This window comes from Chryseobacterium sp. KMC2, assembly GCF_016756935.1.
In the GTDB taxonomy this organism is placed as follows: domain Bacteria; phylum Bacteroidota; class Bacteroidia; order Flavobacteriales; family Weeksellaceae; genus Chryseobacterium; species Chryseobacterium rhizosphaerae.
Map to the genome: position 1 here is coordinate 333,730 of NZ_JAESIT010000003.1, position 14,409 is coordinate 348,138.

Annotated in this window: 11 protein-coding genes; 10 read left to right on the forward strand and 1 reads right to left on the reverse strand. The window is 36.5% G+C overall.

Annotation, left to right across the window (positions count from 1 at the left end; translation table 11 throughout):
- From JML65_RS05645 to metF, 7 genes are all read left to right on the forward strand, one after another.
- Window positions 1–1,539: an ACT domain-containing protein gene (locus JML65_RS05645; protein ID WP_115920718.1), complete on the forward strand. Its 1,539-nt coding sequence runs from the start codon at window positions 1–3 to the stop codon at window positions 1,537–1,539.
- Window positions 1,540–1,663: 124 nt separating this feature from the next.
- Complete coding sequence (locus tag JML65_RS05650) at window positions 1,664–2,824, forward strand: O-succinylhomoserine sulfhydrylase (RefSeq protein ID WP_047491601.1); 1,161 nt, start codon at window positions 1,664–1,666, stop codon at window positions 2,822–2,824.
- A gap of 35 nt (window positions 2,825–2,859) precedes the next feature.
- Window positions 2,860–3,231 (forward strand): four helix bundle protein, encoded by a 372-nt coding sequence (locus JML65_RS05655; RefSeq protein ID WP_202270155.1) that lies wholly within the window; start codon window positions 2,860–2,862, stop codon window positions 3,229–3,231.
- Window positions 3,221–4,249: a homocysteine S-methyltransferase family protein gene (locus JML65_RS05660; RefSeq protein ID WP_115920714.1), complete on the forward strand. Its 1,029-nt coding sequence runs from the start codon at window positions 3,221–3,223 to the stop codon at window positions 4,247–4,249. Before JML65_RS05655 ends, JML65_RS05660 begins: the two co-directional genes overlap by 11 nt.
- 83 nt (window positions 4,250–4,332) lie before the next feature.
- On the forward strand, window positions 4,333–5,424 hold the full coding sequence (locus JML65_RS05665) for a fatty acid desaturase family protein (protein WP_202270156.1): 1,092 nt from the start codon (window positions 4,333–4,335) through the stop codon (window positions 5,422–5,424).
- A 6-nt stretch (window positions 5,425–5,430) separates the two neighbouring features.
- Window positions 5,431–8,091, forward strand: a complete 2,661-nt coding sequence (gene metH / locus JML65_RS05670) for a methionine synthase (RefSeq protein WP_084086613.1) — start codon at window positions 5,431–5,433, stop codon at window positions 8,089–8,091.
- Window positions 8,092–8,183: 92 nt separating this feature from the next.
- A complete protein-coding gene (gene metF, locus JML65_RS05675; protein ID WP_047491613.1) occupies window positions 8,184–9,143 on the forward strand; it encodes a methylenetetrahydrofolate reductase [NAD(P)H] in 960 nt (319 codons plus the stop codon).
- Between the two features lie 120 nt (window positions 9,144–9,263).
- Here the strand turns inward: metF and JML65_RS05680 are convergent, their stop codons facing one another.
- Window positions 9,264–10,415 (reverse strand): hypothetical protein, encoded by a 1,152-nt coding sequence (locus JML65_RS05680; protein WP_202270157.1) that lies wholly within the window; start codon window positions 10,413–10,415, stop codon window positions 9,264–9,266.
- A gap of 102 nt (window positions 10,416–10,517) precedes the next feature.
- On the opposite strand from JML65_RS05680, the gene folE reads away from it, so the two are divergent.
- The 3 genes from folE to cysS all read left to right on the forward strand — a co-directional run bounded on the left by folE (window position 10,518) and on the right by cysS (window position 13,208).
- On the forward strand, window positions 10,518–11,186 hold the full coding sequence (gene folE, locus JML65_RS05685) for a GTP cyclohydrolase I FolE (RefSeq protein WP_047491620.1): 669 nt from the start codon (window positions 10,518–10,520) through the stop codon (window positions 11,184–11,186).
- A gap of 1 nt (window position 11,187) precedes the next feature.
- Window positions 11,188–11,619, forward strand: a complete 432-nt coding sequence (locus tag JML65_RS05690; RefSeq protein WP_084086616.1) for a DinB family protein — start codon at window positions 11,188–11,190, stop codon at window positions 11,617–11,619.
- 122 nt (window positions 11,620–11,741) lie between these two features.
- Window positions 11,742–13,208: a cysteine--tRNA ligase gene (gene cysS, locus JML65_RS05695; protein ID WP_202270158.1), complete on the forward strand. Its 1,467-nt coding sequence runs from the start codon at window positions 11,742–11,744 to the stop codon at window positions 13,206–13,208.
- The last annotated feature ends 1,201 nt before the right edge of the window (window positions 13,209–14,409 follow it).

The following is a 14,409-nucleotide window of genomic DNA, read 5'->3' on the forward strand; positions in this document are numbered from 1 at the left end:
ATGAAAAATGCTAACGAAATAAAATTTTTGAAGAACAGATCAATCATTAAATTTGAAGGAGAAGATTTCCTTGGAGAAATCGGAATTGACGGACGAATTTTTAAAGCGCTTACTTTAGCGCGTATAAGTGTGGGAGTGATTTCCCAACAAGCTATAGAAAACGGAATCTCTATTTTGGTTCAGGAAAATGATGCAGAAAAAGCAGTAGCTTGCCTTATCGATGAATTTGAAGCAGAAAGAAAATCAGGGAAAGTTTCCCAAATCTACAGTATCAATAATGTTTCTGTACTTGGATTTGTAGCAGAAGATTTCAATAAAGTTCTTGCTGAGCTGGCCAGAAATAATGTCTTCCCATTGCTTTTAAACCAGGTATCAGGAGAAAACAGGGTAAACATCGTTGTAACCTCTTCACAGGACGAAAAAACCAGAAATATTTTAGAATCTGAAATATTCAAAAAACCAAAGACTGTTCATCTGGCTATTATCGGTCACGGAAATGTGGGGAAAACACTCATTGAGCAGGTTCTTCAATCTTCAGAAGAAATTAAAAGACGTAAGAAAATAGATCTTAAAGTAGTTGCAGTAGCCAATTCAAAGAAGATTGCTTTCAATAAAAAAGGTTTTGATGCGAATTGGAATGATGAGGTTTTGACTGCAGAGCACTCCTCAAATGTACAGGAACTCATCAGATTCTCTAACGAAAATCAATTGGAAAATCTGATTGTTGTGGATAATACAGCAAGTAAAGATTTTGTGAAAAACTACCATGCCCTGGCAGAAAACGGATTTGACCTGGTTTCTTCCAATAAGATCTTCAACACACTTCCTATTGAAGAATATCGTAAACTAAGATATACGTTGAGTAAAAACAACAGACGATATTTGTATGAAACAAATGTAGGAGCGGGTCTTCCGTTAATTGACACGATCAAATTACTACACCTTTCAGGAGAAAATATCACCAGAATCAAAGGTGTATTCTCAGGTTCGCTGAGTTATATCTTCAATAACTTCTCTGTAAGAAATGATAAGTTTTCTACAATTATAGGAGAGGCAATGGAAAAAGGATACACAGAACCGGATCCGCGTGAAGACCTTTCTGGAAATGATGTAGCAAGAAAATTACTGATTTTGGCAAGAGAGCTGGATCTGATCAACGAATTCCAGGATATTAATATTCAAAATCTAATTCCTGAAAATCTTCTTTCCGTAGAGAAAAATGAATTTATCTCAAGACTGGAAGAACTGGATGAAGAATATCAGAAGATCAAAGAAAACCAAGAACCCGGTCATGTATTGCGTTACGTAGGGGATCTGCATGGGAATCTTCAGGAAGAAAAAGGACAGCTTGATGTGAAATTGGTGTCCGTACCGGGAAGTTCAGCATTAGGACAGTTAAAAGGTTCTGATTCAATCTTTGAGATTTATACAGAAAGCTACGGTGAAAATCCAATTGTTATTATGGGAGCCGGAGCCGGAGCGCAGGTTACTGCCAGAGGTGTTTTCGGAGATATTTTAAGAGTAAGTGAAATAAAATAAAATTAATGTAACAATCTGACAATTTAACAGTTTACCAATACTTGTAAATTACCATTCTGAGCATTGCGAAGAATCTCATTATTAAATTGTTAGACTGCTATATTGGTAAATTAATTAAAACTATATGGAGAATTTTGAAACATCAGCAATAAGAACCCAAACTGAAAGAACTCAGTTTGACGAGCATTCCACACCATTATACCTTACATCCAGCTTTATTTTTCAGGATGCCGAAGATATGAGGGCGAGTTTTGCCGAAGAAAAGCCTAAAAATCTATACAGCCGTTTCTCTAATCCGAATGTAACGGAATTCACAGATAAAATTGCAAAAATGGAAGGTGCAGAAGCAGGATATGCATTTGCTACAGGAATGGCTGCAATTTATTCCACATTTGCGGCATTATTGAATGCAGGAGATCATATTGTAAGCTGCCAGTCGGTTTTTGGATCTACCCACACCTTGTTTACCAAGTATTTCCCGAAATGGAATATTGAAACTACTTATTTCAAGGCCGGTGATGCTGAAAATGTTGAAAAATATATTCAACCGAATACAAAGATTCTGTACCTGGAAACTCCTACTAATCCTGCTATTGAAATTCTGGATCTGGAGTTTTTTGGGAAAATTGCAAAAAAACACAATCTGATTTTTATTGTAGATAATTGTTTTGCAACACCTTATCTTCAGCAGCCAATTAAATATGGTGCAGATGTTGTTGTACATTCAGCCACGAAATTGATTGACGGACAGGGAAGAGTCTTAGGTGGAATTGCAGTAGGAAAAGAAGACCTGATCAGAGAAATTTATCTTTTCGCAAGAAATACAGGTCCTGCATTATCTCCTTTTAATGCATGGGTATTATCAAAAAGCCTGGAGACATTGGCAATCCGTGTTGAAAAACATTGTGAAAATGCATTGAAAGTAGCCGAGTTTTTAGAAAGCCATCCTAATGTGGAATTGGTTAAATATCCATTCCTGAAATCCCATCCGAGCTATGAAGTTGCCAAAAAACAAATGAAACTGGGAGGAAATATCGTTGCTTTTGAAATAAAAGGAGGAATAGAGGGTGGAAGAAATTTCTTAGACAAGATACAAATGTGTTCACTTTCCGCCAACTTAGGTGATACAAGAACGATCGTTACTCACCCGGCTTCTACAACTCATTCCAAACTGTCTGACGAAGAAAGAAATGAAGTAGGAATTACAGCAGGTCTGGTACGTTGTTCTGTAGGCTTGGAAAATGTAGAAGATATCATTGCAGATTTAAAACAAGCTTTAGATTAGTTGAGGGTTTAGGGTTGACAGTTTATAGATAAAAAATGAGTAGAGATTATACAGAATTAGAGGTTTGGATTGAAGGACGAAAATTGGTTAACCTAACTTATATTTTGACCACAAATTTTCCTAAAGAAGAAGTATCTGCTTTAACCAGTCAAATAAGAAGAGCCGCTATTTCAATCCGATCAAATATAGCAGAAGGATGTGGAAGAAGAACATCTAAAGATACATTACACTTTTTGCATATTGCCAGAGGATCTCTTTACGAACTGGAAACCCAATTTTATCTGGCTTTAGACCAAGTATATATTTCTAAAGATGATTTTGAAATTGTAAATAGAAAAATCCTTTTATGTAAAAAGCTTATCAGCGGATTTATAAATTATTATAAAAAAATAGAAAATGAAAAATAGCATACAAGACTTTCAACTCTCAGCTCTCAACTCTCAACTCCAAAAGCGCATCCTCATCCTTGACGGAGCTATGGGAACCATGCTTCAGCGTTATAAGTTTGAAGAAGAAGATTATCGTGGAGAGCGCTTCAAAGACTGGGAACATCCGGTTAAGGGAAACAATGATTTGCTTTCTTTGACTCAGCCCCATGCTATTGAAGAAGTTCACAAAAAATACCTGGAAGCAGGGGCTGATATTATTGAAACGAATACGTTTTCAGGAACTACCATCGCTATGGCAGATTATCATATGGAAGAACTGGTGTATGAGCTGAACTATGAGTCTGCAAGAATTGCCAGAAAAGCCTGTGATGAATACACAGCAAAAAATCCTGATAAACCGAGATTTGTGGCGGGATCTATAGGTCCTACAAACAGAACGGCAAGTTTAAGCCCAGATGTTAACGATCCGGGATACAGAGCAATTACTTTCGAAGAATTGAGAGTAGCTTACAGACAGCAGTGTGAAGCATTATTAGATGGAGGATCAGATATTCTATTGGTAGAAACCATCTTTGATACATTGAATGCCAAAGCAGCTTTGTTTGCTATCGATGAGCTGCAGGATGAAAGAGGAATTAAAATTCCAATCATGGTTTCAGGAACCATTACAGATGCTTCAGGAAGAACATTGAGTGGGCAAACAGCAGAAGCTTTTCTGATTTCAGTTTCTCATTTGAACCTGTTAAGTGTTGGATTCAACTGTGCTTTAGGAGCAGATCAGCTGACGCCTTACCTGGAGACGTTGGCCCATAATTCAGAATTCTATGTTTCAGCTTATCCGAACGCAGGTTTACCGAATGCCTTTGGAAAATATGATGAGACACCGGAAGATATGGCCAGACAAATCAAGGAATATGTAGAAAAAGGATTGATCAATATTATAGGAGGGTGCTGTGGTACTACTCCGGAACATATCAAAGCGATTGCTGATCTTGTAGAAAAATATCCGCCAAGAAAATTGAAAGAATTTGTATGATTTGATAGATTTTTTTAATTAAAATCAATAATGTAGGCTGGATTATAAATATTAACTTTAAATAAACCATAAAGTTTAATATAATGGAAAAGCCGAGTTATTTCAAAGATTCTGACGATGCGAAACTGTTTAATGAACTAAGGAAGAAAGTGAACCAACGGGTAGAAGAAATTCCCGGGAACAGAGATATTTATATCCAGGTGAAGGCGGTTATTCTGCCGTTGATCTATATAAGTTTATACTTTGTTGCTGTTCTCAATGCAGAGGTCCCCTGGTTGTATGTACTAAGTTTTGTTGTCATGGGAGTTTTTCTGGTCTTGATTTATTTAAATCTTATCCATGAAGCAGCCCATAACAACATTTATAAAAGTAAAAGACTAAACTTTCTGGTGTTGCACATTTTTGATTTTGTGGGAGCTAATTCCTACATCTGGAAAAAAAGACATATAGCAAGTCATCATGCTTATCCTAATGTGGATGGCTGGGATACGGATATTGAGCAGAGTGGTTTGCTGCTAATCGTTCCCTGGATCAAAGCAAAAGGGGTACAGAAATACCAGGATAAGTTTTTCTTTTTAGTATATCCGTTGTATTTATTCAACTGGATGTTTATAAGAGATTTTAGAGATTTCTTTGATAAGGAAAGAGTGATATTAAAAACTCAGGGAAGAATACCCGTAATAGAGAAAGTGAAAATGATAGGGTATAAGCTGTTCTACTTTTTTTATCAGATTGTAGTTCCGGTGGTGTTCTTTAAAGTATCAGCAGGATTAGCGTTGGGAGCATGGTTTTTACAGGTGATTTCAGCAAGCATTTTTGCTTTGTTTGTTTTATTGCCTTTACATCCGCTGCCCGATAATGCTTTTCCAAGATTGGACAGGAACAATGGGCTTCCATTTAGCTGGCTTCGTCACCAGTTTGAAGTGACGAATGATTTAAAAGAAAATAATTGGCTGGTGAGAAATGTGTTGGGGAATTTTAATTTCCATGTTGCCCATCACTTATTTCCAAACTACAGCTATATGTATTATAACGAAATCACAGAGGAGATAGAAAAATTTGCTAAAGAGCATGGTTTAGCATACAAGAGATTTCCACTGATCACTGCTTTAGCTAAGCATAGAGATTTATTAAGGCAGAATGCAAATAATGCCTATTATATTTTAGAAGAATAAAATTAGATGAAGTATTTAAGATTATCAGGCCTTGAGCCTCTTATCATAACACCGGAAAGTAATTTCATCAATGTTGGTGAAAGGACAAATGTTGCCGGCTCCAAAAAATTTTTAAGACTAATTAAAGAGGAGAAATTCTCTGAAGCATTAGATATTGCCCGCCATCAGGTGGAAGGCGGAGCACAAATTCTCGATGTCAATTTTGATGATGGATTGATTGACGGAAAAGCGTCCATGATCAAGTTCCTGAACTTAATTGCCTCCGAACCGGATATCGCAAGAATCCCCATCATGGTTGATTCTTCCAAATGGGAAATTTTAGAAGCCGGTCTTCAGGTAGCACAGGGAAAATGTGTGGTAAACTCCATTAGTTTAAAAGAAGGAGAAGAAGAATTTATCAAACATGCAAAAGCGATCAAAAGATATGGTGCTGCAGTAATTGTAATGGCATTTGATGAGGTAGGGCAGGCAGATAATCTTGAACGACGAATTGAAATCTCAAAACGGTCTTATGATATTTTGGTGAACCAGATTGGTTTTCCTGCTGAAGATATCATTTTCGACTTGAATATTTTCCCGGTAGCTACAGGGATGGATGAGCACAGGAAAAATGCCATCGACTTTATAGAAGCTACCCGATGGGTGAGACAAAACCTTCCTTATGCTTCTGTAAGTGGAGGAGTGAGTAATGTTTCTTTCTCATTCCGTGGAAATGATACCGTAAGGGAAGCTATGCATTCAGTATTTCTTTATCATGCCATCCAGGCAGGAATGAACATTGGAATTGTAAACCCTGCAATGCTGGAAGTGTATGATGAAATCAATAAAGAACTTCTGGAGCTTGTAGAAGATGTTATTCTTGATAAGAGAGAAGATGCTACAGAAAGACTTCTTGATTATTCCGAAAAACATAAGTCGGTAAAAAAAGAAAAAACAGAAGATTTAGAATGGAGAAACAATCCTTTGCAGGAAAGAATTACGTATGCATTGGTAAAAGGGATTGACCGTTTTATTGAAGAAGATGTAGAAGAAGCAAGACAGGCAGCTGAAAAACCCCTTCATGTCATAGAAATTAATCTGATGACAGGAATGGGAGTGGTAGGAGATTTATTTGGAAGTGGAAAAATGTTCCTTCCGCAAGTAGTAAAGTCAGCAAGGGTAATGAAAAAAGCAGTTGCTTATTTACAACCTTATATTGAAGCTGAAAAAGATGGTTCAAGACCTGCCAATGGAAAGATTCTAATGGCAACAGTAAAAGGAGACGTTCATGATATTGGTAAAAATATTGTAAGCGTAGTATTAGGCTGTAACAATTATGAAATCGTTGATCTTGGAGTGATGGTACCTGCCGAAAAGATTATTCAGACAGCCATTGCAGAAAAAGTAGATGTCATCGGACTAAGTGGGTTAATCACCCCAAGTTTGGATGAAATGGTGTATATCGCTTCTGAATTAGAAAGACAAAACTTGGATTTTCCTTTATTGATTGGGGGAGCTACTACATCAAAAGCACATACTGCCGTGAAAATCGATTTAAAATATAAAAATGCAGTTGTTCACGTGAATGATGCCTCAAGAGCTGTGAATGTAGTAAGTTCATTGTTGGGTGACCGGAATAAAGAATATGTTTCAGATTTAAAGAATGATTATTCAGATTTCAGGGAAAAGTTTCTGAACAGACAGGTTGATAAAGACTATGTATCAATTGAAGAAGCAAGACAAAGTCATTTTACCATTGATTGGGAGAATGAAGAAATTTTTACACCGAATAACTTAGGTATAAGAGTTTTTGAAAACCAGGATTTGAATGAGCTTCTTCCTTTTATAGACTGGTCGCCGTTTTTCAGAAGCTGGGACCTACATGGGAAGTATCCGAATATTTTAGAAGATGAGGTAGTAGGGGTTCAGGCTAAAGAATTATTTAAAGATGCTCAGGTTATTTTAAAAAGAATTTTAGATGAAAAACTATTAACGGCAAAAGCGATCTTCGGAATTTTTAAAGCCAACTCCAATGAGTCCGACGATATCTTAATCTTTGATGAGAATAATAATGAGCAGGCTAAATTTTTAACTTTAAGACAGCAGGCTCAAAGATCAAAAGGAAAAGAATATCTGGCTTTAAGTGATTTTATCGCTCCTCAAAGCTCGGGAAAGACAGACTATGTGGGAGCTTTTTGTGTGACTACAGGCTTTGGAACAGATGAATTGTCTGCTGAATATGAAAAAGCCAATGATGATTATAATTCCATCATGGTAAAAGCATTGGCTGACCGTTTTGCAGAAGCCTATGCCGAATTTTTACATAAAAAAGTAAGAACAGAATATTGGGGCTATGCCAACCAGGAAAGCTTAAGCAATGAAGATCTGATTGCCGAAAAATACAAAGGAGTTCGTCCTGCACCCGGATATCCGGCTTGCCCTGACCATTTGGAAAAGAAAACAATCTGGGATCTTTTAAAAGTAGAAGAAAATATTGGCGTTTACCTTACTGAAAGTTTAGCCATGTTTCCTACAGCTGCTGTTTCCGGATACTATTTCGGAAGCCCGCATGCAAAATATTTCGGTTTAGGAAAAATTACAGAAGACCAGCTTAAAGACTATGCTGCAAGAAGAGGTTGTAGCATTCAGGAAGCAAGAAAGTGGTTGTCACCCAACTTAGCAGATTAAAAAAAGTTTATAGTTCATGGGTGAGAGTTGATAGTTTGTTTACAAATCAAAACTCTTAGCTATCAATTATCAACCAACAACTAAAATATAACATGAAGATAACAGAACACATTAAAAACGCAAATGGAAAAACTTTATTCTCCTTAGAAGTTGTTCCACCACAGAAAGGAATCGGTATTGAAGATCTGTATACGAACATAGATCCGCTGATGGAATTCAAACCTCCGTTCATTGATGTTACCACTTCAAGAGAGGAATATATCTATCTCGATAAAGGAAATGGCCTGATGGAACGTCGTATTACAAGAATGCGACCTGGAACATTGGGAATCTGTGCAGCTATTCAGCATAAATATAATGTAGATACCGTGCCACATTTATTGTGTGGAGGATTTACAAAAGAAGAAACAGAATATCTTTTGGTAGACTGTATGTATCTTGGAATAGATAATGTTATGGCATTAAGGGGAGATGCAATGAAAGGACATCAGTATTTTGAACCTACCCAGGGAGGGCATGCCAGTGCTATGGATCTCGTGAACCAGATTAATAACCTGGGAAGAGGGAAGTACCTTCATGATGAAGATCAGATTTGTGATGAACTTAATAAATTCTGCATAGGAGTGGCTGGTTATCCCGAAAAACATATGGAGGCACCTTCCATGAATTATGATCTGAAGTGGCTCAAGCAGAAAGTAGATGCCGGAGCAGATTATATTGTAACTCAAATGTTCTTTGACAATAAAAAGTATATTGAATTCGTTCAGAAAGCAAGAGAAATGGGAATTACCGTTCCTATTATTCCGGGAATTAAACCTATTGCAACAAAGAAGCATCTGAAAATTCTCCCGCAGGTATTTAAAATAGACCTTCCGGAAGAACTGATCACAGCTGTGGAAAATGCCAAGAATAATGAAGCTGTAAAGCAGATAGGAGTAGAATGGGCAATTGCCCAATGCAGAGAACTGCTGGATTTTGGAGTTCCTGTTTTACACTTTTACTCAATGGGGAAAAGTGATAATATTAAAAAAGTAGCAGGTGAGCTATTCTAATAAAAGTACCAAAATGAAAGGAACCCTGTCTGTAAGGCAGGGTTTTTATTTTTAATATGAAACAAAACTGAACCTTTGGTCTTCAGTAACTTCCATTTTTCATACCTAGACTTCCTCATTTTAAAGGATAGGATGTCTTTCAAATTCTTTATTTCTATCAAATAAATACCGGTAAGTTGCCAGTTTCCTGGTCACTGTTGTATCAAGAGCTTCTGCAATTTTGATCATCTTTGGATTAAAATCACCAATCCACTGCAGTTCAGTAGTTGTAAAATCTGTATGCTCTCTCAAATGTTGTGTTCCCTTCCAGATCATATATCCATCAATCCCTTTTTTCTGCCATTCAGGGACTATGCCGAAAACCAGACCAACCATTTTTTCATTCTTTTTAAATTCCTTTAGCCATAAAAATTTAAGCTTTTCAAAAAATCCGAATTTTCCATTGAGATATTTAAACCATTGGTTAAGGTCCGGAAGATTGATCCACATGGCAATCGGTTTTTCATTTTCATAGACAAACCATGAGATATGTTCATTGATAATAGGTTTCATGGTATTAAACATTTTCAGAACCTTAGCTTCCTCTATGTGTTTTCCTTCACCATGGGAAGCCCAGGCTTTATTGTACACCTCCGTAAAATCTTTGGCAAATTTTTTCAGGTTATTCTTTTTCATAGGCTGGGCGGAAATAGCAGGATTTCTCCTGTTTCTCTCATACGCAATAGTGAAAACCCGTGAAACCTCTGCGAAAATGGGTCTTGTAAAACAAAATTGTTCAAAATAAATCTGAAAACCATAATTTTCAAAAAGCTCCTTATAATATGGGGGATTATAGTTCATTCCAAACAAAGGCTCCGTAAAACCTTCAATCAAAAGACCCCAAAATTTATCTCTTTCGCCAAAATTGATAGGGCCATCCATTGCTTCCATTCCTTTTTCCTGAAGCCAATTTTTACAATGGTCAAAAATAAAATTAGCCGTTTGCTGATCATCAATACAGTCGAAAAAACCAAAACCTCCTGTTGGTTGCTTTTGTTCATAGCAGGTGTTGATAAAAACAGCAACTTTACCTACAGTTTTATGATTCTTTTTAAATAAAAATCTTTTACACGTTCCATATTTGAAAAACTTGCTCTTTTGAGGATCAAAAATTTCTTCGATATGTTTATTTAAAGGGCGTATATAATGTTTGTCGTGGAGATAAAGTTGTGCAGGGAATTCTAGAAATTCCTTTTTATGTTTTTCATTTTGTACTTCTTCGACAATAATCATAGGTTATTTTAATAAGACTAGTTATAAAAGATAATATTTTTCGGTCCAATTTGAAATAGATGAATTAATATTATCCGTATTTTTGCTGCAAATTAAATAAAAATGGTTGATTTTACTGATAACGACGATGATATTTTCACAGGAAAAGAACATACGCCTATAAGGGAAAATGCTTTTGATAAATCGCCACAGGAAAAAATAGAAAAAATTACTGAGCTGTTTGGAGAAATTATGGAAACCCTGGGATTAGACATGACAGACGACTCTTTAAAAGATTCCCCAAAGCGTGTTGCCAAAATGTATGTGAATGAGATTTTCGGAGGTCTTCTTCCGGAAAACAAACCTGGGATTTCTACCTTTTCCAATAAATATAAGTACCGCCAGATGTTGGTGGAAAAAGATATTACCGTATACTCTTTCTGTGAACATCACTTCTTACCGATTATCGGAAGAGCACACGTAGCCTATATCTCAAATGGAGAAGTAATCGGTCTTTCAAAAATTAACAGAATTGTTGATTATTATGCAAAAAGACCACAGGTTCAGGAAAGACTGACCATGCAGATTGTGGACGCCCTGAAAGAAGCTTTAGGAACAAAAGATGTAGCCTGCATCATTGATGCCAAACATCTTTGTGTAAACTGCCGAGGAATTAAAGATACGGCAAGCTCTACCATCACGGCAGAATTAAGCGGTATTTTCAGAACAAACCCTATTACAAGACAGGAATTCTTACATTATGTAGGAAGCCATGCAAAACTAGATTACTAGAATGAATTATCAGGTTCTTAAAAATATTATTGATGCCGAACTGCAGAGATTTCAGACAATTTCTGAAGAAGAATGGATCTATAAGGCCACATCAGAAAAATGGTCTAAAAAAGAAATTATAGGCCATCTTTGTGATAGTGCTTTTACAAATATCCGTAGATTTGTAGTCACTCAATATAAGGAGAACGAGAATATTGTATACGATCAAAATGAATGGGTGAAAATCCAGAACTATCAGAATATTCCTACTGATGAGGTCATCGACCTTTGGAAGGCTTTGAATTATCAGATAGTTCGTATTGTTGAAAATATTCCTGATGAGGCACTACAGAGAACCTGTGATACCACCAAAACAGAACCTCGGGTTTTTACCTTGGAATTTATTATCAATGATTATGTAGACCATCTGCAGCATCATTTAAAAGCGATTTAATTATGATAAAATTTAAAAAAGTTTCAGATAAAATTTATATCACAACAATTATTTGTTGTGACAGAATATTATTTTAACTAATTTTTGAATCTTAAACTATTGAATCTTTTAATAAAAAATAAATGCAACTAAAAATATATAACTCGCTTACAGCAGAAAAAGAAATATTCAAACCTATTTTAGAAGGTAACATCGGAATGTATGTCTGTGGACCTACCGTTTACAGTAATGTACACCTGGGAAATGTAAGAACTTTCCTTTCTTTCGATTTTATCTACCGTACCCTGATGCATTTAGGGTATAAAGTGAGATATGTAAGAAATATTACCGACGCCGGGCACCTTACTGACGACGGAAACGTAGATAATGACAGATTTGTAAAACAGACCAGACTTGAAAAGCTGGAGCCTATGGAAATCGTACAGAAATATACAGTGGATTTTCATAAAGTTTTACAGATGTTTAATTTACTTCCTCCCAATATTGAACCTACAGCCACAGGTCATATTGTAGAACAGATCGAACTGACTCAAAAGCTGATTGAAAGAGGTTTTGCCTACGAAAGCAACGGTTCAGTATACTTCGATGTATTGGAATACAATAAAAGAGGACTGAATTATGGTGAGCTTTCAAAACGTAATATAGAAGAGCTCTTTGCCAATACCCGTGATCTTGACGGACAAGGTGAGAAAAAGAACCCACAGGATTTTGCCCTTTGGAAAAAAGCTTCTCCCGCTCACATTATGAGATGGAACTCTCCCTGGGGAGAAGGATTCCCCGGATGGCACCTTGAATGTACAGCGATGAGTACAAAATATCTTGGGGAAACTTTTGATATTCATGGAGGAGGAATGGATTTGAAATTCCCACACCACGAATGTGAAATTGCACAAGGAAAAGCTTGCAATGACGCTGCTCCGGTAAATTACTGGATGCATGCCAATATGTTGACGATGAATTCCCAGCGTATGAGTAAATCTACAGGGAACTATATTCTTCCTATGCAGTTGGTGACAGGAGATAACGACTTCTTTGAGAAGCCTTTCCATCCTTCAATTGTTCGTTTCTGCTTCCTGCAGGCACATTATAGAAGTGTTTTGGATATTTCCAATGATGCGATGATAGCCAGCGAAAAAGGATTTATCAGATTGATGGAGGCTGTGAAAGTATTAAACTCAATCACTCCTGACGATAATAAGAAGTCCGGGTTCAGTCTTAAAGAATGGAAAAACAAATGTTATGAAGCATTAACCGATGATTTCAACTCTCCAATTCTGATTGCTCATTTATTTGAAGCCGTAAAATATATCTTTGCTTTAAATGATGCCAAAGAAACAATCTCTACAGAAGACCTTGAAGATTTAAAGTCGACCCTGAATGCCTTTATCTTTGATGTACTGGGATTACAGGCTGTGGAAGAAAATAACAATGAAAAACTTGATCAGACATTGAAAGTTTTAATTGAACTTAGAAATCAGGCAAGAAAATCCAAGAACTTTGACCTTTCAGATCAGATCAGAGACAAACTACTGGCTGAAGGCATCGAATTAAAAGACGGAAGAGACGGGACATCCTATGTTCTGAATTAAAATTTATAACTTCAATTTATACTCATTCCGTGGGAGTCTTTAACAGCTAAGATTTCCACGGAATGTTTTTTTTTTCACCCCTCAACTCCCAACCTCTCACTCTCATTCTCTCAACTCCCAAACTCTAGAACCCACCATCCCTCAGACTCTCCAACCCACCAACTTTCAAACTCATCAGTAGCTTTTTCCCGCTATCCACTCATACTCCTCGCGCCAAGGCTTTCCAGAGCTGTAATCCTTGCGCTTTCCAGCCTATGCTGTGGGGTATCCGTTTCTATCGGGGCTAGGGGAGTAGATATAGATTATAAATATAGGCTGATGAATAACTGGTAGTCAATAGTCAATATAGCCAGCCATCAGTCGCTAGCAGCCAATAGCCAGCTGCCAATCAATTCTTTTTGGAAATGCATATTCAATAGGAGTGGGCTTTAGCCGCTCAAATAAAATCAGCCTCTGCCTTTGCTTTAGCCCAAACATAATTGAGATACTCTATCCTATAAAAGAATATCCTATTATATATATGAATAACTTCCATCACTTATCACTTATCACTTATCACTTATCACTCATTACTCATTACTCATTACTCATTACTCCTCATCTAAGCTCCCTCCACACTCCAATGCGTTGCTTCAAACATTTGTTTAAAATTTTCTCCCTTGCCTACCAGTAGGTTAGGCTAAAATATGAACATAATATGAATTTAAAGTTAAATAAACTTGTTTGGTATAGGTAAGTTGACTTACCTTTGCCCCACTGAAAAACGAAAGATATTCAGTAAGCGCAGAAGAGCTTTTAGCTAAGCAGAAACGATATACTTTATAAGATAATAATTCTAAAAAATGCGATCAAAACTTTTTAAAAATAAAAGTTGCGAAAGTGAAAAAGATTTGTATCTTTGCAGTCCCAATATGGGAGCGCAGGAGTAGATGGATTGAGGGTTTAGAGAAGGGGTTAAGGTTACAAAATAAACTTTAAATTTTCTTCAAAAAACATTTGGTCAATTAGAAATAAAGTTTTACTTTTGCACTCGCAAATATGAAGCGCCACTGACAGAGAAGAGTGCTTCATTACAAAGCGAAAGATATAAAGATCATTGACATACAATATAACAACCAAGTAAGGAAAAACTAAAGCGTCAAAACTTTGAGTGAGTCAGACAAACATACAATGGAGAGTTTGATCCTGGCTCAGGATGAAC